We start from the raw sequence: 24,349 nt of genomic DNA on the forward strand, positions 1-24,349 counted from the left end.
TTCAAGGGTCTCGAACAGCAACTGTATCGTTTCATATATCGTTTTGGCATCTATACTACCATAAAAATCAATAAGACACGCCATAAAAGACGTGTCTTTATTATTAGTAGTACATCGATGAATTTAACTTCTGATTAGCACTAGCTGCTAGTATAAATGAATGGCTCTACCTTATACTCTCCGAGCCGGCGTGATGCTTTGCGGATTGTTAAACACATTTTTCGGGTCATACTTGGCTTTGACTCTCCGCAGTCTGGCATAGTTGGCTCCATAGTACACTGGACCGGAATTCTTGATCCCTTGGTCTGGAACGTTGATATAGGAACCCACAATGTATGGTTGCAATTTCTTGCGAGTATTACGAGCGAGTGCAATATTTTTGGCGGCATGGGATGGTTTGAGCCACGTACTGGTCCATTCCACATAGAACTTCTCTTTGCGCCAGAAGAACGCGGTAGATCTAGGTGATTTGCGACTTACCGCTCCGCCCCAGTTGAGGAAATAGAACCCGCCTGGTCCCTCTTCCAAGTTCTCCAAAAATGCGCGCATCGATTTAATCGCTTTGTCGGGGAATGGTTTTCGTCCAAAACCGGACGAGAACTGGTTGCTATACCGTTGAGTCTCGGTCGGATCAGGTTGTAATAAGAACTTCACAACTTCTGTGTAAGGTAACAAACGAACAATGGAACTTGTCGGTTTGCCAACACTCGTAATTGGCTGTAATAAACGGAGAGCCTCTGTTTTAGAGCCTAAGAACAGCCCTTCCATAAGGACGTTGCCACCCTTTTTCGGTCCGATGGACAACTCGCTGCCCAGTCTCGTATCCACAGAGGGAGCCCACCTCTGCCATACTTTAAGTACCTCCTCGAATTGAGACCATGGCCAGGTGATTTTAAATACAGTCGCCTTCGCTGGAGCACGGCGCACTTTGAATTTGTAGCGGGTGTATACTCCGAAGTTACCACCGCCTCCTCCCCGAGAGGCCCAGAAGAGATCTGCATTACGATTTTTATTGGCCCGAATCACTTTTCCTTTGGCGTCCACCATCTCTACCTCAAGCAGGTTATCACTGATAAGACCGATGGTACGCTGGAGAGGTCCAATTCCCCCACCTAATGTAATTCCACCGATCCCTACAGTAGGGCTGTCACCAAAAGGAGCTATGAAACCTTGCTTGGCAAGGGTATTCGCAATTCTTCCAACTCGGTTTCCTGTTCCAACAACAACCGTTCCATTTTTTTTATCAAGTTTGATGGAATTCAGATCACTCACATCAATCACAATTCCGCCGTTAACCTGTGAAAGATTAACCTCAAGTGCATGCCTGCCGCTTCGCGGCCTGATCGGTACATTATTTTCACGAGCCCATCGGATAGCGTTGGAAACATCTTTCGTCTTTTGGGCAAAAACAAAAACTTTAGGATATTTGTCGGTATGCGGGTCCCAGTTCTTGCGCGCGGCTTCATATCCTGGATCACCCTTGTAAATAACCCGTCCGGTAAGCTTTGTTGATGATTTCACACGTCCCACTCCCTGCTGAATAATCGTCCTACAGCCTCTACTGCATCAAGCACTTTATACTGTATGACGGACATTCGCGGAGGGAATGGGCTGGTGCCCTTAATTTCAAGGTTCGTGTTTCGGATTGAGTTAGGCCACAGAACAGCCTTGAGGAAAATCCCTTTTATCTCGAAACTAGTCGCTGCCCGAATCGGAATCAATTTTGATTAACTTGCGTGCTTCCTGTTCTTTTTCACCATACCAGACGAGCACGTCGGCAAATAAATCCATGATGCGAACAAAGTTCTGCTTATCCACTTCTGAAATCTGATCTGCATACTTGAAAATTTCATCAAAGCAAAGCTCCCTTACAAATTCGGTATACTTCGCATATACCTCGCGACCTTTCGGCGAAGGTTTGACGTATATGTCTTTGCGGTTACCGCTTAGATGAAATTTTTCGAGCAGGCCTTTTTCCGTCAGATTCTTCACGTTCTTGGAAAATGTACTGCGGCTTACGCCCAGGCGTGCCGCCATTTCCGACATCTTCTCTTCTTTGTCCTCGGCTTCCAGAATGTATTCCAGCGTCTGGATCTGTGAAGCCGAGAACATCATGTCTGTACCATAACTTCGCTGCAGCTTATAGGTATTCGAGTACGCATTACCGTATTTGATAATTTTCTCAATCAGTTCCCGATGGTCGCCCATCCAATCTAATTTCATGAGTAATCCCTTTCATATTCAGATTCTCTCTTACTCTACTGAAATCAGATTCGTTTTTCAATCCATGTAATTGCTTCTTCAATAACATCATCACGAGTTGGTTCATTAAATATCTCATGCATCAGATGAGCATATATTTTGAGTGTTTTATCCGTCGAAGCGATATCGCCGTAAAAATCACGGGAATCCTTTTCGCTGACCAGTCCATCATTGGCTCCATGCAGTATAAGCACGGGATCTGTAAACTGTTTGGCTTTCTCCTTGAGCCATGTTATGCCATTTCCCAGACTGTTAAATATATCTACAGAGATCTGCTTTTCCACCAGCGGGTCATTTGCGTAAGCGGATACAACTTCAGGATCGCTGCATACACCGCTGCCCAGCTCATTTGGGAAATACGTGCCTGTAGGAAGATCCATCGGCAGTTCTCCGGCAACTTTTGTATTGTAACGAGTGAGCGCTCCGGATAGCACGATGCCTTTAACCTTGCCAGGATATTTCGTTCCAAAGGATGAGGTTGCAAAACCGCCCATACTATGTCCGATGACAAACAGCGGAAGATCTCCGCTCTCTTGCAATGCCGCCTCGACAATGACATGAACATCTTCAATAAGATGATCAAATTCTTTATAAAACGTTCGCTGTCCTTCCGATCTGGCATGACCGCGATGGTCAAACCGATATACGTTAAACCCGCGCTGGCTCAGCTTCTCTGTCACATAATCGTAGCGCCCTGCATGCTCAGCTAGTCCGTGTACAATAACGACAGCGGCTTTTGCATTTTCTACTGTATCCTTGCTGAAATAAAGCTGTGTACCGTCAAAGGATTGAATCTTTGTCTCAATTTTAGTCATCGTTTCCCCGTCCTTTTTGTGATGTCCAAGCTTAAGCTCCGAGAGATCATTTCCTCCGCCCTACCATGGACACGCTTATTATTATTTCACTTAAAAATGATATTGTTTCTCACAGAAACAATATATCATCCGACATAACTGTTGTCCACAGTAATTTTAAAGCGTTTTCAAACAAATAAGTATCACTGCTATGAATCATAAAAAAACCACTAAACACTCGAGAATCCTTGTGTTTAGTGGGAGGCTTTTAGTTCATTTCATCAACAGCAGTCTTACCTGCGATTCGTCCAAAAGTAAATATGTCTGTCAAGGCATTACCACCTAAACGGTTGCCTGCATGTATACCTCCTGCTACTTCCCCAGCGGCATACAGATGTGCAATCGGCTGACCGTTTTCATCCAATACGCGAGTTTGGGTGTCGATCTTAATTCCGCCCATGGTATGGTGAACCGCCGGTTTTCTAGGTGTGGCATAGAATGGAGACTTCTCGACTTTTAAGCTAAACGTATCCTTATGAAACTCCGGATCAAAGCCCGCATCCACATATGAGTTATACTTATCAATCGTATTTCTAAGAACTTCAGGTTCCATATTGATTTTCACTGCCAGTTCTTCTATGGTATCGGCTCTGAACAAGGTACCTGCTTCGACTTGACGGTCTATCTTTTCCTGACTTGTATTCGCTGCGGTTTTCTTGATCTCGTCATCCGCAATCAGGTAAAATAAACTTCCCTGCTCGATTGCCGCTTTTGTTAAGACATCTCGTCCAGAGAATTCATTAACAAATCGTTCTCCCTTTTTGTTCACAATGACAAAGTTCTCAGGTGGTACTTGCAGTCCACTGAAGAGTTCGCCCGTTTCCGGATCGGCTACCGGCATCATTTGAGTGAAGCCCATGCCTGTCAGTGCTGCTCCTGCACTCTTACCAAGCGATATTCCATCACCAGTCATCGCATAGGAATTTGTTGTTTTGATATCATCGTCAATATGGCTCCAGTACGTGTTATATTCCTTGAGCATCTGTGTATTTGCACCAAAACCACCACTAGCAAGAACAACCGCTTTAGCATGAATCGTAATTCTCTGTCCGTTAACTCCGGTTGCGATGACACCTGTTATTTTTCCATCTTCGATGATCAGTTGTTTGACCGGGCTATCTGTAATAATTTTTCCTGAATGCTCTTCTACATATTTGCTAAGTGCAATGATAAATGCAGAGCCATAACTTTTCACAGGTTTATGACCACGGCGCCAAAGGGCACCCACTGGAGCAAACACGATGCTTTTATCGTATTCAACACCGATATCCTCAAGCCATTGCACACTTTCCAAGGAATAGTCTGTAAGTACTTTAACCAGATCGTACTGTCCATAGATCGTGTTTCCATTCAGGTCCGTTCGTTTGCCCCCGAAATACGTTTGCATTCTGTGAAGCAGCGGGGAATCAAATAAATAAGCCTTTTCTGTGCCGAACTGTTCCTGATACGCAGTAAACTCTTCTTTGAGTGCATGAAAATCATCGATATATTCCGGATGGATCAAGCTCTCATCGGTACTTAATAAATTCTCAATCGTCTGTCTTTCCCCTGGATTCTCAGTGAACTGTTGTTGCCATACAGGATCTGCAGCATTAACAGGACCACCTGAACGGATCGTGTTTCCCCCAACAGCAGGATATTTCTCAAGCACAATCGCACTTGCTCCATACTGTAAAGCTGTAGCAGCCGCACTGAGTCCAGCGCCGCCGCCTCCTACAACGACTACATCACAAATATATTCCTCATCATTCTTCATCTGACTGCTGGCAGGTTTTGGACGTCTTTTCAGAATATCCGGGTTAACTCCGGCAAGTTTAACCGCTTTGGATACACCGTTAATCACAGCGTTACTTGTTTCAGAAGCACCAGAGAGAGCATCCACATTCAGCGTCTGACCCTCGATAATTTTATTCGGAATTCTTACAAAAACAACATCCGCGATACCTTCGGTTTCTCCGGTGGAATCAATATCGATGCTTTCGATCCGATTTTCACTAAAGGATACCTTCATCGGCAGATTGCCACTATGACCTATGGCATTGACCTCATACACACCGGGATTATAAGTGAATTCTTCTTCTTCGTTCAGCTGATTTGAAATTTTGGCAAACCGAAGGAACCGCAGGAAACATGTTTCCAGGAAATCGATCGTTCCTTCATTGTTCAGGTTGCCTGATTCGTCAAATGCTTTATGTGCGCTGCCAAGCAAAAATTCATACCCTGGCATCACATTAGCTTCGACACCTGGTGCATCCAGAATTTGACGAAGATGCAGCTGTGCACGCGAGGAACCTTGTGTTCCCTGTGACGCACCTATGATCATCACGGGTTTTCCAGCCAGCGGATGGATTTCAAAGCTCAACCATTCCAGCAGGCTTTTAAGGGATGAAGGGATGGAATGGTTATATTCTGGAGTCGCAATAATGACACCATCACTTGCCATAATTTTTTCATTAAACGATTGTATAATTGCACTGTTTGTTTGGTTATCGGACTGATTAAACATCGGAACATCTGTAATATCGAGGATTTCAATGGCTGCTCTGGACTCAAAATGCTTTTGTATGAATTGAAGCAGCTTGCGATTATACGATTTCTTTGCATTTGTGCCAACGATCGCTATGATTTTCATTGTGATTAGCCCCCTACTCTTGCCAGGAAAATTTCTTCGTTTTTTTCTTCAACGTCCGTTTTGACAGCAGTTCCGTAGTGATCTCCGTAAACAAAACAAACTCCCTGAAGATTTCGTCAAGCTCCGCTACTTTGTCAGCGTCAATGAGATTACCACTGCTATCAAATGCACTCTGTGATTTTCCCAAAAGAAACTCGCTGCTAGGCATCATTCTCGCACCAAGCTCAGGCGAATCCAGGATTTGTCTAAGATGTGCTTGTGCCCTGGAAGAACCGAGTGCACCATGTGAAGCACCCACAATCAGAACCGGCTTGTCTTTCAAGGTTTGAGTGGTATAACTGATCCATTCCAGCGCACTTTTCAGAACGGCAGGAATCGCATGGTCATACTCAGGAGTAGCGATAATGACACCTTTCGCTCTAGAGATTTGATCTAATAAGTCTTGTACCTTCACAGGAATATCAACTTCAGCATCCTCTATTTCATCTTTTTCAATAAAAGCAGGCAAATCCTTAATTTCAAACAAGTCAATCTGGGCTTCACTAGCAAAATGCTTTTGCATAAATTGAAGTAACGTCCGGTTGGTTGACACATCTGAATTTGTGCCTACGATTGCTAAATAGTTCATCATAATCCCCTCTCTGTCATTCAAGATGATGTTCGTAAATGTCAGACTCGTTCTTTCGGCATAACTCTAACATTCAAAGCTCAAATGATCTAATAGTTATTCATTGCAGTTTGATAACTAATTTGTTATAATCACCTCAAATTCAAAGTTTGTTACTTTTTTCACAAAGGGTGAGGAACATGTCTAAGTTAGAATCTCAAGATATCTTGTGTTACATTGACAGCCTATTGAAATACAGTAACTATAGCAGGGCCGCACAATCCCTTTACATATCTCAGCCCTACCTCACTAAGGTTATCAAGAAAATCGAAAGTGAATTGGGCTGTGAGCTAATCACTCGCAACAAACTTCCGTACCGATTAACCGAGCAGGGAAAAATATATTATCAATACCTAACGTCACTCGAACATAGCTACGCCAAACTTATGAGGGAAATCTCATATGTATCGGATCTCGACAATAAAGTGTTACGGATCGGCATTCTTCCGAGCCTCGGTGCGTACTTAACGCCCCTTTTTTTACCAGCTTTTCTGGAGCTTCATCCTGCTTATAAAATTAATCTTGTCGAGGATTTACCTGAAAAAAATGAGAAACGTCTCCAAAATAATGAGTTGGACTTCTGGATCGGGCAAAATTCAAGCAGTATCTCCCCTAACTTGAACTCGTTTAACTGGGGCAGGCACAGTTACCAGGCCATCATTCCGCGTTGCTGTGAATTATATCAAGAGAATGTTGCAATTATCCCGGAGGGCACGATTGAGATTAGCACCATTTTGAATCAACAGCTTATTCTAACGTCCAAGGGTTCGGCAATCCGAAAACAGATTGATCAATTGCTCAGTGTCTACAAGATACAGCCTAATATCGTGATGGAGAGCAAAGAAATTTACACGGTACTGAAGCTGGCAAAGCATAATTTAGGTCTGACCTTTGTGCCTGAAAGTATCCATATCAAGGAGTGCCCTTCGGAATACAACATCTATCCAATCCCTATAGAGAAGATGAGTCTGGATTATTTTATAGCCCATCATGGAGAAAAAAAGCTGAATAGCGTGGATCATGACCTCATCCATACTTTTCTCAATCACGGACAACAATGTGCAATATAGGAGGCTATCATGAAACCTTTTACGAGAACGATACCGCTTATGGGAACTAACATATCCCTCTATATCGAGGGGACAGATGCTGAAGAGCTTGCCGAGGAAGCCGTGAATATGCTCGTCCGTTATGAACAAGTGTTTAGTGCCAACAGTGAGCAATCGCAGCTTGCCATGCTAAAAAAAGAAGCCGCATCACATCCGCTTAGAGTAGACAAGGAACTGTATGATCTTATTAAGATAGGCAAAGAACACAGCCTGAATAAGGATTCTTTTCTGAATATTGCGATAGGGCCTTTGATCAAATTGTGGAGAATTGGTTTCCGCGAGGCACATGTGCCGGAGGATACAGAGATTAAAGCGGTGCTGGAGCTCTTGAATCCGGAGCATATACAGCTTGACGATGAGCAGCAAACGGTTCATTTATTCAAAAAGGGCATGGAAATTGACCTTGGAGCGATTGCTAAAGGTTATTTTGCCGATCAAGTTATGTCATTTTTCAAAAAAAACGGAGCTGCATCAGCTATGGTCGATATGGGCGGCAATGTTCTGGTTCATGGCGATTCTCCCACCGGGTCCAGTCACTGGAAGGTTGGAATTCAAAATCCCTTTTTACCTAGAGGAAATGCAGCAGCACTCGTTAGTATACGCGAGCAATCCGTTGTTACATCAGGAATATACGAGAGAGTTTTAGAAAAGGAAGGGAGTCAGTACCATCATATATTTAACAGCAGAACAGGTTATCCCATCAAAAGTAATATTGCTTCGTTAACGATTATTGCGGATAAATCGCTGGACTGCGACATATATACTACAGAATTGTTTGGGTTAGATGCGGTCTCGATTATTCATAAAGTAAATAATATGAAGGATATCGAAGCTGCCGTAATTACGACGGATGGAAATCTGGCCTATACCGATAATCTTAGGGGAAGAATTGAGCCTGTATTAAGGTAAGTTAACAGCTACTTCTTTAAGCCAGGATCTAACGGCTTTTTGCGTTATACATTACAAATATCGTGCCGTTCTTTTACAAAGAAAAAGCCCCCTGCAAAGCGGCAGGAGCCTCACCTCAATCCAGTTCAACATATCTCTCGTCAGCAACTTAGATATATTTAAACAGATAAATTTTGTAGGAATCGAATAAACTCTACTGCCGCTCCACTAATGAATACAAAGATAATAGCCCAAAACATAATGTCACCTTTAAACAAAGTCTTAATTGGTTGAAGAGGTTTGCTTGCTAGTATCTTATAGATTAATTTAAAGTAAGTAGCCAAATAGAATACTATCATTATTAATCCACCAATTTGAAACGTTAAAAAAAGTGATGCATTAGGGTTGCTATTATGAAGTTCCCATAATGTTTTAGGTGCAGAACTCACTTCAATTTGACTAAATTTACTTAATGCACTATCAAGTTGATCTGGTGGGTATATCGGATGATTCGATAGAATAATAAGCCCAGACAGGATAATCCAAACAAGCAGTATGTAAACTTTATACCCTCTTGAAAGAGAAACTTTCAGAGTAACTACTAACAAAGCTGTCAACACCCCAACTATCATAACTATAGAAGATATGTCGATAATAAAAGCTCTGTACTTAACATAATAAAATATCAGTATCGCTGACACAACTGATGCTGCAATTCCACCAGCAATTTTCATAGCTGAGTCATCTTCTTGATTTATTAGTTGGGGCTGAGCTATTGGGGTAACAGTAACATGATTATGATTTTCATACGTAGTCTTACTTTTATCAATGATCTTTGTCTTATTAAAACTACCATTAACATTACTATTATGACTATTCCTGTAACTTACTTTGTTTACTGTAACCAACAAACCAATACACGAGATAACGATACTTATTATACCTAACCACGTACTTAAATCCATTTGTGTCCCTCCGATTACTTTTTCGTCCGTTAGAAGTTATATAGTTATAGTATCCTATTCCCTTGGGGGAATCCAGAAATTATCCCCCCTACGCCAAAACCCCAGCACCTTAGGAGCCACTTTACGGCGTTAAATTAAACAGATAAAAAAGTGGACGGAAAAAGTTCTTCCGCCCAACTTTTTTTGTATCAAGTATTTATTAGAGCACCCACATTTCATATTATCAGAGTGAATCAATAGCAACTGCCCTATACTTAACGTGTCTACATCAAACCCAACACATTATAGATCATCACTGCTGCTTCTGCACGGCTAGCATTCTTCTTCGGTGCAAACTCATCGTTGCCTACACCGTTTATTATGCCCGCCCCCTGAATTGCCTCTACCGCTTGCTTCGCATAACTTGCGATGTTTGCTTCATCCTTGAAGGCTGTAACTTCACCACTTGCTAACGCTAGTTGCTTCATTTGGATCGCCTTGTATACCATAACCGCCATATCTTCTCGTGTAATGTTCTCATGAACTCCGAATCTTCCATTTGGTTTCCCATTCACAATCCCCAGCTTCTGCGCGGTTGCGATATTTCCATGGTACCATTCTCCTTGCTTCACATCACTAAAACTTGTCGTTGCGCTCTCATCCGATAACTCAAACATATTCATCAGCATGGTGATGAATTCTGCTCTTGTCACTTGACCATTCGGATTAAACTCGCCGTCACCTACACCCTTCACAATACCTCTTGCTCCCAATGCTGAGATTGCATCCTTCGCCCAGTCTTGGGTCACATCCTTAAAGCTCGTTGCAACATATGCTACCGTATACTTGCTTAGATACGTTGGCTTGAACTCTACTTTTCCTGTCGCTGCATTGTATTTACCATTCGTCACCACTCTTAACTCTCCGTTGTCCTTCACATCGTATACGACGACGTTGTTTGGATTTTCGTTAGCCTTTAGTGTGTATGGCAATTCAATCACGAGATCATCTCTGCCATCAAACTCTGTAAGTTTCTTACCATCCATCGTTAGCTCGATATCGTATACGACTTCACCGTTCAGCTGAGCTGAGGCGCCAGCTGGCAGTTGATTAGCTGCGATTTTCTTAATCGACAATCCTAACGTTTTCCCCGCATTTGTTCCTGTTCCAAGCAGTTCGGTTGCCACGGTTACGACTGCAGAGCCTGTGTTGATCTCGATGCGATCTACCGTAGAAGATCCACTTGTTAAACGCGGATCTACGGCTAGCTCAATCGTTAGCCCGTTCAAGCTTGCATCAGCTTCAACTCGCATGTGTAACTTACCGCCTGTCGTTTGATCAAGCGCACGCTTCATTGTATCCGCACTTAACTTCACTTCAGAAGTACCGCTCTCATTTACAACTGGCTTAATGTTTATTTGACCATTGTCCATGACCACTGGCTCACTTCCACCTGGAGCTGTTGGTACTGTAGGTGCAGGGATGTTACCATCACCGCCACCATTTCCATTACCATTACCATTACCACTGCTTGGTGCTTGTGGTGTTCCTGACACCACAACCCCTGCGGATTCATGTCCCGCTGCGTTTACCGTAGTAATACGGAATTCATAACGCGTACCATTCGCAAGTCCTGTGACTTCATAACTGCTAGCCGCAATATTCAGCGTTACCGTTTTAAACTCTGTATTTCCATGACCTGTAATCTTAATAGCGACCAGATCGCTGTCTGCAGGATTACTCCATTTCAGAGTCAGCTTTTGATTACCCGCTGTCACGCTTGTTCTGGTCACTTCTCCTGGTGCAGCCGGTTCAACCAATGGTGTTACCGTTACCGTAGCGCTGGATGATAAACCACCATCCACTGTAGTTACTGTAATCCTTGCTGTTCCTGGTGCCACGGCTGTTACTTGACCTGTCGCACTTACAGTGGCTACAGCTGTATTGCTTGAGCTCCATGTTACTGCTTTTTTCGTTGCATTAGCTGGTGTTACCGTAGCTGTCAATTGCCCTGATTGACCTTCTACGATGGACAACGTCGTTTTGTCCAAGCTAATTCCGCTAACGGGTACGTTCTTCCCATTGAGTGCATCATACTCACTTTGTGTAATTGGAATTACCGTTCCGTGACGCGGACTAGCTGGTAAGTTGTAGTTAGAAGATAATGTCCAGGCACCTGATGCAAGATTGGTTGTCTCGAATGGAACATAACCTCTTCCACCAAACTCATCTACTAATAAATACCATTTTTCATCTGTATTCGATTTGAAGATCGTTGGACCCTCGACCCATTTGATGTTACCAACGCCTTGATTAATCATCTTGAAGGTTGGATCTAAGATCGAGTCACCCACCTCTTGGAAGATCATCTTGCCAAATGGAGCAGAAACTCCGTTGTCTTGCTCATCCTTTGTAAAACGATACACTTTTCCATCATGCTCAATCATCGTTGTATCAATGATGGAATATCCATAATCCAAATATACTTGCGGTTCCGTAAACGTATAGAAATCTCTTGTCTTGCTATACATCATTTTTTGATATGCACTGCCTGTATGGGATGCATCATCAAACATTCTTGATGCCCAAAATACGATATATTCACCCGTTGTCTCGTCGTACATAATTTCTGGTGCCCATGTATTACCCGCTTCTTCCGGTGCAACCTCTACCATGCGTTGATCTGTCCAGTTGACTAGATCATTCGATTCCCAAACCATAATGGAACGACTGCCCCATGTCTGTGCTCTGCCCCAGTTACCATTGCCGTTAATTTTCAGATCGGTAGCGATCATGTAGAACTTGTCACCTTCAGGCGAACGAATAATGAACGGATCACGTACCCCTTTCTCCCCTAAGGTAGAGGTCAATACGGGTTTACCATCATTCAATTCTCGCCAGTTCAACGGATCATTGCCGTTACTTAGTGCAAAGTAAACTTGCTCGCCTGTTGAAGTACCTTCTCCAGTGAAATATGTGAAAAAGTATCCCGCATATTTTTCATCAGCAGGCAGTTCCTTCACCTTTGCAATGAATTCCTTCGTAGTGGATGCTGAATTTAATGTAATCGTAGCTGTAAGCTTCACGTCTACATTTCCACTACCGTGTGCCGGACGTTTTACTTCTCCAGTAACTGAAACGACGTTCGGTTGTGCAGAAGCCCAAGTAATTGTTGTTCCGTATAGTCCAGATGCTGGTATTGTTATATGACCTCTTACATCATTAATGTTATGAACGACTAGTGCTGCTTTTGCTTCATCTACAGAAGTGACATCGTTTGGCAATGCCTTAACCGTCAACTGAAAAGTTTTGTTAACTGTCTCTGTACCATCTGTAAATACTGCTGTTAACGTTACAACTTGATCACCTTTTGCATTAGCTGGTCTAGTTACGGCACCTGTAGTTGAGATGACATTCTCCTTATCTGAAGTCCAGCTTATTGTTGTGCCATAAGCGCCTGATGTTGGCAATGTGACATTGCTTATAATCGTATCTTTTGATGCATTAGCAGCAAGAAGATCATGAATCGTTAATTTCTCCGTCGCAGCCGATACAAGCATACCCTCCATTAAAGCAATCTTCTGATCTGAATGGGCCTTAAGTGATGTAATATCTGCCGCAGTCATAGCACCATCATAGATTTGGAAGTCTGCAATCATACCACCGAAGTATGGATCAGCTGGATAAAATGACTTACCGATATATCCACTACTGCCTGAAGTATTTTTTATTTGTTCTAGTGTCATCCCATTCGTTGAGCCTGAGGCAACTGCAACACCATCAATATAAAGCGTTAGTGTACCATCCGTGCCTGAAACAACAGTCGTAACTACTTTCCATTCATTATTCTTTAAGCCCGTGGTGGAAGTTGAAGACTCATTATTCCAAGCATTCGTCGCGATACCAAGGCGAGCTAGACCGTTAGCATTATAACGTGGTGTGAAGTACGTATAGTGTGTATTATTGTCTGGTCTTCCTAATGCATACAACCACTCCGCAGCGTTTTTACCGCTCCAGTTCACAATGGATGAAACGGTCATATCCGTTAATCCATCGAGAACTCCTTGTGGCAGCTCTACATAAGAGTTAGTTGTGCCACCAGTAAAGCCTAGTACACCGGCATCTTGTGTACGAATCCATTCTGCTTTAGACGGATTCATCCATTTTCCGTTGAAATTTCCTGTTTGGTCAATAACCGCGGCACCATCGATATCATTCATATCGTAGTGAAGAATGAGCTCTGCCCCAGATGGCTGCTCTACTGGAGGAGTAACGTCTTCATCAGCTAATGTTGCAATCTCTTCAACGGATAATGCACGATTATAAATACGGAAATCATCCAATTTACCATCAAATAGACTATGAGAGCCGTTTCTCGATTTACCAATATAATTTATCGTTGTTTCCAGTAACATTCGCGGCTCAACGTTAAATGTCGAGCTACGTTTAACCTCTAGACCATTCACATACAATACTGCATCAAATTCATCCATTGTAATGGCAACATGCTGCCAAGTCTTCGTTGGTAATAGTCCAGCATTTCTCACCGCATATTTATATTCTGATCCTAATCGCGTGCTGTCATTGCTAAATTTCTCTGTAAAAGGTGTTACGACAGCGAACTCCAAACTACCTGTATCCCCTTGTGTGCTCAAGTACATGGTGTTGCGGTTAACCTGTCTGCCTGTCTCGGAAGCAAAATCAAATATCCTTTGATTTGCTTGATTTCTGTCCATTTGAACCCATGTAGAAAACGTAGCCTTCTCAAGATTCAAGGATTGAATCAAGTTATCTGGTAGCTTCACATATCCAGTTGATCCATTAAGTTCTAGTGCACCACCAGCTTTACCGATACGATCCTCTTCATTAATCGTTGCTCCACCTACTAGTGTTGCGTGATGACCATTACCAGAAATGTCATTCAACGTTGTACCATTCACTGTATTTGCATCGAATGAGTAATGTACAACCGGGTCTGTTGCTGGTGCTGGACCTTTCCATGCATACTTCTCTTGCAAAGCATCATACTCTGCACGTGAGATTGGAATTACCGTTCCGTGTCGTGGTCCTGGCGGAAGTGCATATTGATCACTACTTAATACATTGTTAATATATTGCGTGCTACTATCCAAATCTGTTGTATATCGGACATGATATGGCCATGAATCAAGGAACAGATACCATTTGTCTTTTTTATTATCTTTAAAAATCGTTTGCCCTTCGTTGTTTCCATTATTTCCGATCAAGCCAAGTTTATTGTCACGTGTACCAGGAACAGCGTCGTATTGAAGGCCGTTTGCTGCAATACCGTCCTTGTCATAGTAAAAAGTTGGTGCTTTCTCCACATACACTTTCGTATTCACTTCTGACTTGGTGAATCGGTACAACATATCATTATGCTCAATAAACGTCGTATCAATGGTTGGAAGTGACTCATCAATCATGACCTTTGGCTCAGAGAAGTTGTAGAAGTCTCTTGTTGTTGCGTAGTACATCACATTGTACTGACCTTCCGGTCTTCCGTTATAGTCACCATATGTCTCTGTGTTTTTCATCGATGATGCCCAGAATACGATATACTCTCCAGTTACTGGATCATAGATTGCTTCTGGTGCCCAAGTATTTCCTCCCGTCTTGGGCGCAACCTCAATCATACGCTGCTCGCCCCAATGAACGAGATCCTCCGACTCCCAAATCATCATGTAATGACTACCCGTAATTTGAGCTTGGTCGAAATTTGTACTTTCGCCCATTTTCAAATCTGTTGCCAACATATAGAATTTATCACCTTCTGGTGACCGAATAACGAATGGATCACGAAGTCCTTTTTCACCCATATCGGATTGAAGGATCGACTTACCATTATTCAGCGCTTTCCAGAACAATGGATCTTCAGCTGTAGCGAAGGATATCTCTTCACCACCCTCATATTCACCTGTAAAGTACGCAAAAAAGTAAGCATCAGGCTGAACTGGCGCAATTGCTTGTTTAATCGTAACGTTAAACGTAAGCTCTTTAGAAGCTGCACCATTCGTAATTGTAGCTATTAGCGTAACTGGCGTATCCGTAGCTTGACGGCTTACCCAGCCTAGCTGTGTAGCGTCACCAGCCGCTTCAGCCGTTCCTTTCACAACCGCAGGTTTGCTAGATACCCATGTAATTGTGGAGCCTTGTTCACCTGTAGCGACAAGACGTAAGTTACCTTTAACGTTGTCCGCATTGTAGATCTCTATTTGTTCAGCGTCCAGATCAACCTTCTGCTGATCATCGAATTGCTTTAAGATCGTAACAGGGAATACAGCTGTAGTTGATACGCCTTGATACGTTAAAGTAGCCGTAAGCTCTGCCTGAACATTGCCTGCCTGAACAGCTGGACGTTGTACAGTGCCACTGTTAGAAATGACCGTAGGATGACTGGAACTCCAAGTAATGCTCACGCCGTTTTTACCGCTTGTCGGTAATGTAACGTTTCTTGTTATCATATCAGCGCTCTTATCGCCTTCACCTAAGTAACGACTGATGTCAAGTTGATTCGCGGCATCATCAACAGTGAGCTGACGTATTTTTGAGATGTGAGTTGCTCCCTCTTGTTGATATAACTCGCCTACTTCTTGCTCCGTCAACGCGCGATCATATACTCGAAAATCAGCTACGCTACCTTGAAGATACGGATCGTTTGAGAAGATTGACTTACCGATGAAACCAGAGAATGGAGCATCCGAATTAATAATTTCTGACAGCTTTAGTCCCTTCGCATTACCTGAAGCAACCTTAACTCCATCTACGAATAACGTTATCCTATTGCTAGCTTCGGACAAGGACACCGTTACATGCTTCCACTGCCCACCGATCAGGTTTGAGTTTGCGCTACCTGTAACTAATGCTTCGTTTGGCCAGCCATTTTTGGAGATACCTGTAGCAATCATATTACCTGATCCGCTACCGTGACGTGGCGTTATGAAGAAATATTTGTTCGTTTCCGGTGTTAATACCGTCCCCAAACCGAAGATCCAACGATTCGTACCATCATTCGTCCAGTTCACGATTGAAGATACTGTAATCTCATTCAGACCGTGTAGTAGATCTAGTCCATTGGAGCCCTTAGGAATCTCAATATGTCCACTATTCGATGTAGAGCTTCCACCATTGAAGGAAACAAAGCCAACCTCACTGTTTGAAATGAATTGTCCATTGTTTGGATTTCTAAATATTCCGTCAAATGTAACTGCCTTGTTGGCAACATCCTTCAGTACGAGTTGACCGTCTACTTCTTCGGTCGTTTTCATGTTGTAATGAAGAATAAGATCATCTTTTAGCATCTTTTCTTGAACGGTAATCTGCTCCATAGAGTCACTCTTAGGTAGTAAGGTAACAATGAACTCCTTCGTTGCCTGGCTTCCACCTAAAGAAATGGTTGCAGTTAGCGTCACTTGTTGCTCCATCTCTCGTAAAAACACTTCCCCGGTTGGACTTATCGCACTTTCATCACTGGAAGTCCATGATATCAATGCACCATACTTATCTGTAGAAGGAAGTTCAAGAGATTCGGTAACAGCCGATACATCACCTAACGTTAGCTCTATTTTGCCTTGTTGTACTTGCTTTTCATTCAATGATTGTTCATATACTACAGCGATATCCTCACTATTGAGTGCTTCTCCATAAATTCTTAAATCTTGAAAGCTGCCCGCAAAAGTAGCATCCCCCAAATAATTGGAGCGACCGATGTAAGCTTGCAAATCCGTACCAAAGCTTGCTGTTGTTTTCTCTTTGGCGGCCGTGCCGATACTAGCACCGTTAATGTATCCTGTAATAGATCGTTCTGTAATGACCGTCGTATAGTGGACCCATAGACCTTCGTACTGCAACGTAGAAGTGCCTGATACGCCTACCTCAGTCGTCCAAGGCTGGTCAACATTATTGCGATCTGTAAATACGGACTTAAAATCCCCACTTGGATTCGATGGATTAAACATCCAGTAATTCGTTGGCAAGTTATTGCCAGCTGCTGGCGTACCGTAGAATAATGCGGAGTAGTTCCCACTCCCCGTGTTGCTCTTGATCCATACAGAAATCGTTGTATTTTCTTGATGATCAAACAAACCCGTAGGAAGCTGAACGTAGTTCGTATTACTATCTGTTCCCCCAGGTAGAGTGAGACCATCGGTGTACGTAATATTTCCTACGGCCGTTCCATGCTTTTCATTACCTGATATATCCTGTACATCCTCAAGCAATGGATAATGTGCCAACATCGTTGGTGTTATTGTGTCCGCTGAAGCTTGATTGCTAAATGGCAGGACAAGACTAAAACAGCTACTAAAGGTCAAAAGAAAAGCTAACATTATGATTGAAATCCGCTTTCGCATAGCATTCTTCCCCTCGTTTAATATTCAAAAGCACGTAATCCTTATTTCATCTTTAAAACAAGACCACCTCGTTTCAAGGAGCTAAAGAAACACCCTGAAATGAATGCGCTTACATTTCTCCTCATATTACGTCTTCAACACTTCTAATTCAATGTAGTTTCTTGTTAATAAGGTGGATTTTTTTATTGCAATTTGAAATGAATGCAGACTGCAACACTATTGATATGAAGCAATCTACATGCACAGATGCGTACAAGATTATCAAAACAATAAAACGGCATCTCTGCCGTTCTAGATGTTTACGTATGGTTTATGTGTAAATTAAAGGATTGAACCCCTGATAAACTTAATATATATAGTTGGGCGCTTGTCATATGGACAACGTGTCCGAAATCGATGCGGTAAGCCGTGGGCGCACCCGATCGAAAAATAAGGAGGATTTTCATTTATGCCAAAACGATTTAGCAGAATGCTCGCGTTCCTCTGTTGCTTGGTAATGGTGGCGTCGCTATTGCCTACCAGCTATGCCGCCGCTACTGACAACATCGAGAACGCAGAAGCGAATGAAACACCCACCGCCATTTTTGGAACTCCCGAACTCGGGTCAAACGACCCACTCTGGAGCCAAACAATGGAGCATCACATCAACAAAAGCACTGTGCCCACCGACCCAAGACCCCATGCCACGGGCACAGCCAGAATCCTTTGGGATCATGACTATCTGTATGCCCGCGTAGTTGTACAAGACAGTAATCTATATCAGGGAGCCGGTGGAGATCACCGATACGACAGTCTGGAGTTTTATGTTGGCACCGGAACCTCAGGCTCAAACCAATGGCGCGTCAGCGCGACGGGTGTGTTTTCAGGGCAGGCCGCTCCAGGCAGAGCTGCATGGACCCAGATCACGGAAACAGGATATATCGTGGAGATGAGAATACCCAAAAGAAATTTGATCTTACAGGAGGGAATGCTTACCTTTGAGGTTTACATTAATAACTCAACGGAAAAGGGCGGTGACCGCTATGAAGTCGTTTCCAGTTTCGGAGATCCGGACGCGGCTTATACCAGCTCTGTTTCATTTACAGACAGCCTGCAGCTCACCTTAGCCAATGAAGTGGATAACAGATTATCAATCACCGCAACTGCAGGTCCGGGGGGCCGAATAACGTTGAACCCACCCGGCGATGTTCTGAGAATAGATCGAGGCTCTAACAAAGAAATTACGTTTACCCCCGATTACGGCAAAGTTGTGGATACTGTAACGGTAGACGGCGAGATCGTAACTCTATCTGCTGGCACGTATACCTTTACGAATATTGAAACAGACCATACCATTCATGTGACATTCAAAAATGATCCGGACGCGGGGATACTCCCCTTTATCGTATGGAATGACAACTTCGCCAGTGGCGAATACACAACGGCTGTCATCATTGACTTAGGCGAGGGGAAGGCTGCGTTAGGCTCCGAGCTTAATCCGGGCTTGTTTACTTTGTCAGCTAGGAACACGACTCTGAACGGCGAAGCGGTGACCTTTGAAGGGACGCGCAAGATCACTAGGGTATACGCTAATGACGAGCCAAAGGTACGCGGCTATGTGGGGCAGGTTAGCAATTCACCCGATTATCAGGACGGACTGGAGAGCGGTCGTTACATCGTCGTTGAGTCTGAGTTTTATTCAGAGAGCGGCGGCAATACAACGCTGGATGGCAGCAGTAACTCGACAAAGCAGGTTTACACCATTGTCCAAAACGGAGAGATTGTACTGACAGAAGGAAATCCGCTTCACAACGTGGTTTTTGAACAGGAAAAGGTTGTGAATCCAATCCTCGATAAGTTCACTACTTTCACGGACAATTCGGTCAATCGTTCGCTCTACCTTCACAGGGATGATGATGGTAAGGTGATGAAAGGATTGCCACTGTATGTTTATACTCACGGCATGTCACGCGGCGGCACAAACGCTGCGACAGACCAAAAAGCGGCCATGAAATCCGCCAACGGCTCAGTCGCTCTAATGAAAAAGATGGAGCAAAATCCCGATAAGTACGCCAGCCATGTACTGAATATTTCCTATAATGGCGTATCTGTTCCCTCAACAGAGAATGTTAAGAAGGTCATAGACGCCTTGATTGCGAGCGCCGAAGTAGACCCTAACCGTGTTTACGCGGCGGGCTTCTCCTGGGGCGGCCAGTATACCAACAACTTAGTTAACAGCTATCCTGGCTTCTTCGCTGCCGCTGCACCTATGGCCCCGGTAAGTGGTTCACCGAACGCTAAGGACAATGACGCTCACAACAACCTGGCCTATTGGATGTTTGTAAATGCTCATAATGTTGGAGGCTACCAGACTAACCTCAATAACTTCATCAATAACAATATGCCGAAAATGATCAACGCAAGGGCTTCACGCTTTGAGAGTAATGAGGCTCTTACGTGGCCCTACAATCAATTTGATCAGCCGAATCTGAGGCCTAATCCTGCCAATACACCTGTTATGGCTGATTATATAGCACATGAAGTGGAAGCAGCGGTTCTTTACAATCAGATCACTATGGGAACTTGGAGTATAGCTCCTACGGCGCAGTCCTCTAACTTGCCGGCTTGGAACAATGACTACACAGATGTCTTTGATTGGATGTTCGCGCAGAGAAAACCGGTCGTGCCCGGTGCTCCGAGCGGCTTCAAGGCGACAGCGGGTGACGGACAGGTCACATTGAGCTGGACTGCTCCTGCTGACGACGGTGGCAGTCCGATATTGGGCTACAAGGTATGGTATGGCAACGTAACGCCGGTCACACTGGATGCGGCGGAGACCAAATATACCTTCAAGAACCTGACAAACGGTCAAGGCTACAGCTTCACCATCATCGCGGTGAACGCAAAGGGCGACGGCGCGGAGATCAGTGCGACGACGACGCCGATGAAGACGACGAACCCCACTGTGCCTGATTCTGGCGGCAATACGGGCAACACCGGAAATACCGGCAACATCGGTAATACGGGCAACACTGTCAATACGGCCACCGGGACAGACGCTGGAACGCCAAAGTCGACCTACACAGTGAATACACCGAAGGATAAACCCGCGGTCACAGACAAAAACGGCAACACCACCCTCCCCGGCGGCGGCGAGATTGCAACCAAAGGCGGGACGAAGATTAAGGTGCCCGAAGGCACAACGATAGACTCAAACGGTAAGGTAACCATTCCGGCAGACAAGAGCGCCGAAGTGACACTACCCGGCGGCGACAGCACAGTGACCATTTCGGGCGGCTCGACGATCGCGAGCGACGGTACGGTTACAGTAGGTGGCAAAGACGCGCATGTGAACCTGCCCAATGGCAACCGTGTGGATATCCACGGCGGATCGAAGATACGGAGCGGCGGAGCGGTTGTGGTAGGACCGAGTGGCGCAAGAGTTGGCTTAGACAACGGCATCTCGCTGAACATCCGTGAGGCTACGGAGCTGGCGTTTGATGACGCCACCCCACTGGGCCTCCTCGTGATATCGGGCAATCCTTTCAGGGATGCCAACATGGACGACTGGTTCTACAACGATATAAATTTCGCCTACACATACGATCTTTTCAACGGCACGACGTCCACAACGTTCTCACCAGGCACCGCAATGACGCGTGCAATGTTCGTGCAGGTACTGGCCAATCTTGAGAACATAAACCTCTCCAGCTATACGAGTTCCCGCTTTAACGACGTGACGGACGGACAGTGGTACACGGCGGCAGCCGAGTGGGCAGCCGAAAAAGGCATAGTCAATGGTACAAACGCAGACCTGTTTGACCCCAATTCACCGATGACGCGCGAGCAGATGCTGGTGATCCTGTACAACTACATGAAGTACAAGGGCTATGAGATACCTGAAAGCCACTCAAAGTCCTTCGCGGACGAGAGTGAGATCAGCTCTTGGGCATTGGAGGCCGTTCAGGCACTGCGGGACATCGGCATCGTATTAGGCAAGCCGGACAACTTTTTTGCTCCCAAAGCCAACGCCACCCGCGCCGAAGTAGCCACGATCTTTGTAAGGTTCGTTGAATATCTGGCTAAGTGAAAGCGTATACAGAAAAATACAAACCCCTCCGGTTGGACAATATCCAGCCGGAAGGGTCTCCTTGTTTTCAAACTGTACTTTTTTGACAACTCTACGATCAGGACTTTAAACCCTCGATTTTTGCATCTAGAATATTCGTCCCCAAGCTCGACCCCAAGTCCAAAATTCTACTTCATTAATAAATGTTCTGATTTATTTCACCACAAAAAAAACGCCATCGCAATAATGTGATGGCGTTCTTGATTATGGAGCCTAGGGGGATCGAACCCCTGACCTCATCGCTGCCAGCGATGCGCTCTCCCAGCTGAGCTAAGGCCCCAGGATATGAAATAGATAACTTGTCCAACACTGCTACGTTCCACAGGCGACTCCTATATCATATAAAATCCAGCTTTCGCTGTCAATCACTTTTTCATGATCCAAAGTGTTTGGAGAAGAACAACCGATTTCACTGGCACATACGGACTGGAACTCCAGACTGCTCTTCTCCCTTTACCCACTTCACTAATCCTCCAGATCGTCTTTGGACAACAGGGATTTCAGTTCTTTCATGAACATATTGATATCTTTGAACTGGCGGTATACCGACGCAAAACGGACATACGCCACTTCATCGACCGGAAACAATTGTTCCATCAATAGCTCGCCAATCTGGCGACTCTCAACTTCAGCATCAGCTGTATTACGCAGAGATTTCTCCACTTCAGATACCATCATTTCCAGGGTCTCTACGGAGACTGGACGTTTCTCACAGGCACGAATAAGCCCGCGGAGAATTTTATCCCGGCTGAACTCTTCACGACTGCCATCTTTCTTAATAACAATCAGTGGAGTCTCTTCAATCATCTCAAACGTTGTAAATCTTCGGGCACACTGCTCACACTCACGGCGACGACGAATGGATTTTGCTTCGTTGGCCGGACGCGAATCAAGCACTTTGGTACCCATATAACCGCAATAAGGACACTTCAAATCAGATCACTTCCCACGTTTTACTTTTTACCACATATTCCCTGTACTGATTTTGTAATGAAAAACGCATTGCCGACACATAATACTTTTACCAACCCGCGAGGAGGTGAACAGCAATGGCACAAAGCAACGGTAACTCCAACAACCTGGTGGTAACTAGAGCTTCCGCAGCCCTCGAACAACTGAAATACGAAGTTGCTCAAGAACTCGGAATCAGCATCCCACAAGACGGATACCAAGGTAACATGACTTCTTACGAGAACGGTTCGATCGGTGGATACATCACGAAGCGTCTGGTAACAATTGCAGAACAGCAATTGGCAGGTCAATACCAATAATATCTGCATCGTAATACGCTACAAGAGGAGCATGGAGCGGCCGGTGAATAACCGGCCTGCTCTGTGCTTCTACTTATATACTTAGAACGTATTATAGATCTTTACATACTGATTATAATAGTAAATGACTCTTTGTACATAGTGACGCGTTTCACCAAACGGAATATCTTTCACCGTATCAAACGAGCCATCCCATACACCATCTCTAAGCCAACTGTTCACTTTGCCTGGACCCGCATTATAGGCAGCGATCATAACTGCTTCATTGCCATCGAATTGATCGGACAGATTTCGCAGATACCATGTACCTAACTGAATATTGCGTTCAGGCTCGTGCTTTAATTCCTCCAGCGAAGTGTCGGGAATTTTGGCTTGTTCCAGTATCCAGTTGGCCGTGTCTGGCATCAGTTGCATGAGCCCAATGGCTCCTCGTTTGGATTCCTTGCTTGTCTTGAAATTGGTCTCCACCTTGATAATGGAAGCAATCAGAAACGGATCAACCTCATAGCTCTGAGATTGGGTACGAATCTCTTCCTTATAATGAATGGGATAGAACCATGCCATCCAGTTTGTATTCAGAAATAATACCAGTACAAAGGACACAAACATCAACAGCAGTACACGTTTCTTGCGTAATACTCTCATAACAAACCCTTACGCTGTAGATATGAGTCAATTTGCTGCTCCGTCGCAGACCATAAGCCGCTGTTATCAATGACAATGTCTGCCAGCTGTTTTTTGCGCTCAATATCCATCTGAACATCCATTCGTGCCTCAGCCTGTGCTGCAGTCATTCCATCCCGACTCATCAAGCGATCTCGTTGGATCGACCTTGGAACATATACAACCATGACTTCCTCGAAACCATCTTCCAGACCTGATTCATAGAGCAAAGGAATATCTGACACCACAAGTTTATCCGGATGTTGCAATTCGTATGCAGCAGCCCGTTCACGCATCTCTCTTCGAATCGCCGGATGTGTAATAGCCTCCAGTGCCTTTCGTTCCTCGGGTTGTTGAAAAACAATACTTCCAAGCTTTTTCCGATCCAGTGTTCCATCTTCGTTCAGTATGGCTTGTCCAAACCGCTTAACAGCGGCGGCCAACACGGGATGCCCGGGCATCATAACTTCCCGGGCAATAACGTCTGCATCGATGAGCAACGCTCCCTTACTGGCGAGATAGGCGGAAACACTGCTTTTGCCTGTCGCGATCCCGCCGGTTAAGCCTATATTCATCGTTTCA

14 protein-coding genes and 1 tRNA gene are annotated in these 24,349 nt (G+C 44.5%); 4 read left to right on the forward strand and 11 right to left on the reverse strand.

The window, feature by feature from the left end:
- Positions 1–171: 171 nt before the first annotated feature.
- From MHI14_RS21230 to MHI14_RS21250, 5 genes are all read right to left on the reverse strand, one after another.
- Positions 172–1,521, reverse strand: coding sequence for an FAD-binding oxidoreductase (locus MHI14_RS21230; RefSeq protein WP_091032373.1), 1,350 nt, complete (start codon positions 1,519–1,521; stop codon positions 172–174).
- Positions 1,522–1,695: 174 nt separating this feature from the next.
- Positions 1,696–2,223 (reverse strand): MarR family winged helix-turn-helix transcriptional regulator, encoded by a 528-nt coding sequence (locus MHI14_RS21235; RefSeq protein ID WP_339309059.1) that lies wholly within the window; start codon positions 2,221–2,223, stop codon positions 1,696–1,698.
- 44 nt (positions 2,224–2,267) lie between these two features.
- On the reverse strand, positions 2,268–3,077 hold the full coding sequence (locus MHI14_RS21240) for an alpha/beta hydrolase (RefSeq protein ID WP_341131156.1): 810 nt from the start codon (positions 3,075–3,077) through the stop codon (positions 2,268–2,270).
- 247 nt (positions 3,078–3,324) lie between these two features.
- A complete protein-coding gene (locus MHI14_RS21245; RefSeq protein ID WP_341131157.1) occupies positions 3,325–5,748 on the reverse strand; it encodes a flavocytochrome c in 2,424 nt (807 codons plus the stop codon).
- A gap of 13 nt (positions 5,749–5,761) precedes the next feature.
- Positions 5,762–6,400: an NADPH-dependent FMN reductase gene (locus MHI14_RS21250; protein WP_341131158.1), complete on the reverse strand. Its 639-nt coding sequence runs from the start codon at positions 6,398–6,400 to the stop codon at positions 5,762–5,764.
- Between the two features lie 155 nt (positions 6,401–6,555).
- On the opposite strand from MHI14_RS21250, the gene MHI14_RS21255 reads away from it, so the two are divergent.
- Together MHI14_RS21255 and MHI14_RS21260 are read left to right on the forward strand one after the other, a co-directional pair.
- Complete coding sequence (locus MHI14_RS21255) at positions 6,556–7,485, forward strand: LysR family transcriptional regulator (RefSeq protein ID WP_289391889.1); 930 nt, start codon at positions 6,556–6,558, stop codon at positions 7,483–7,485.
- Between the two features lie 9 nt (positions 7,486–7,494).
- Entirely contained in the window at positions 7,495–8,433 is a 939-nt protein-coding gene (locus tag MHI14_RS21260; protein ID WP_341131159.1) for an FAD:protein FMN transferase, read from the forward strand.
- Between the two features lie 158 nt (positions 8,434–8,591).
- On the opposite strand, the gene MHI14_RS21265 is transcribed toward MHI14_RS21260, so the two are convergent.
- Both MHI14_RS21265 and MHI14_RS21270 read right to left on the reverse strand, forming a co-directional pair.
- Positions 8,592–9,377: a hypothetical protein gene (locus MHI14_RS21265; protein WP_289391887.1), complete on the reverse strand. Its 786-nt coding sequence runs from the start codon at positions 9,375–9,377 to the stop codon at positions 8,592–8,594.
- A 263-nt stretch (positions 9,378–9,640) separates the two neighbouring features.
- Positions 9,641–17,686 (reverse strand): immunoglobulin-like domain-containing protein, encoded by an 8,046-nt coding sequence (locus tag MHI14_RS21270; protein ID WP_341131160.1) that lies wholly within the window; start codon positions 17,684–17,686, stop codon positions 9,641–9,643.
- Positions 17,687–18,173: 487 nt separating this feature from the next.
- Here MHI14_RS21270 and MHI14_RS21275 point away from each other — a divergent pair, with 487 nt between their 5' ends.
- Positions 18,174–21,794 (forward strand): S-layer homology domain-containing protein, encoded by a 3,621-nt coding sequence (locus MHI14_RS21275; RefSeq protein WP_341131161.1) that lies wholly within the window; start codon positions 18,174–18,176, stop codon positions 21,792–21,794.
- 246 nt (positions 21,795–22,040) lie between these two features.
- On the opposite strand, the gene MHI14_RS21280 is transcribed toward MHI14_RS21275, so the two are convergent.
- A tRNA-Ala gene (locus tag MHI14_RS21280) sits at positions 22,041–22,113 on the reverse strand.
- A gap of 185 nt (positions 22,114–22,298) precedes the next feature.
- Positions 22,299–22,766, reverse strand: coding sequence for a transcriptional regulator NrdR (gene nrdR / locus MHI14_RS21285; protein WP_036609807.1), 468 nt, complete (start codon positions 22,764–22,766; stop codon positions 22,299–22,301).
- Between the two features lie 116 nt (positions 22,767–22,882).
- Between nrdR and MHI14_RS21290 the strand changes: the two genes are divergently transcribed.
- Positions 22,883–23,104, forward strand: coding sequence for an alpha/beta-type small acid-soluble spore protein (locus MHI14_RS21290; RefSeq protein WP_091032511.1), 222 nt, complete (start codon positions 22,883–22,885; stop codon positions 23,102–23,104).
- Between the two features lie 81 nt (positions 23,105–23,185).
- Here the strand turns inward: MHI14_RS21290 and MHI14_RS21295 are convergent, their stop codons facing one another.
- Positions 23,186–23,749: a lytic transglycosylase domain-containing protein gene (locus tag MHI14_RS21295; RefSeq protein ID WP_091032514.1), complete on the reverse strand. Its 564-nt coding sequence runs from the start codon at positions 23,747–23,749 to the stop codon at positions 23,186–23,188.
- Positions 23,746–24,342 (reverse strand): dephospho-CoA kinase, encoded by a 597-nt coding sequence (gene coaE / locus MHI14_RS21300; RefSeq protein WP_091032517.1) that lies wholly within the window; start codon positions 24,340–24,342, stop codon positions 23,746–23,748. The genes MHI14_RS21295 and coaE overlap by 4 nt, the downstream gene beginning before the upstream one ends.
- Positions 24,343–24,349 lie beyond the last annotated feature (7 nt).

The sequence above is a fragment of the Paenibacillus sp. FSL K6-2393 genome, from assembly GCF_038002545.1.
Lineage (GTDB): Bacteria > Bacillota > Bacilli > Paenibacillales > Paenibacillaceae > Paenibacillus.

Bases quoted from the DNA above. Each gene is read 5' to 3' on its own strand.
- MHI14_RS21235 (WP_339309059.1), bottom strand. From the start codon at position 2,223: ATGAAATTAGATTGGATGGGCGACCATCGGGAACTGATTGAGAAAATT.
- MHI14_RS21240 (WP_341131156.1), bottom strand. From the start codon at position 3,077: ATGACTAAAATTGAGACAAAGATTCAATCCTTTGACGGTACACAGCTT.
- MHI14_RS21245 (WP_341131157.1), bottom strand. From the start codon at position 5,748: ATGAAAATCATAGCGATCGTTGGCACAAATGCAAAGAAATCGTATAAT.
- MHI14_RS21255 (WP_289391889.1), top strand. From the start codon at position 6,556: ATGTCTAAGTTAGAATCTCAAGATATCTTGTGTTACATTGACAGCCTA.
- MHI14_RS21260 (WP_341131159.1), top strand. From the start codon at position 7,495: ATGAAACCTTTTACGAGAACGATACCGCTTATGGGAACTAACATATCC.
- MHI14_RS21265 (WP_289391887.1), bottom strand. From the start codon at position 9,377: ATGGATTTAAGTACGTGGTTAGGTATAATAAGTATCGTTATCTCGTGT.
- MHI14_RS21275 (WP_341131161.1), top strand. From the start codon at position 18,174: ATGCCAAAACGATTTAGCAGAATGCTCGCGTTCCTCTGTTGCTTGGTA.
- MHI14_RS21290 (WP_091032511.1), top strand. From the start codon at position 22,883: ATGGCACAAAGCAACGGTAACTCCAACAACCTGGTGGTAACTAGAGCT.
- MHI14_RS21295 (WP_091032514.1), bottom strand. From the start codon at position 23,749: ATGAGAGTATTACGCAAGAAACGTGTACTGCTGTTGATGTTTGTGTCC.
- coaE (WP_091032517.1), bottom strand. From the start codon at position 24,342: ATGAATATAGGCTTAACCGGCGGGATCGCGACAGGCAAAAGCAGTGTT.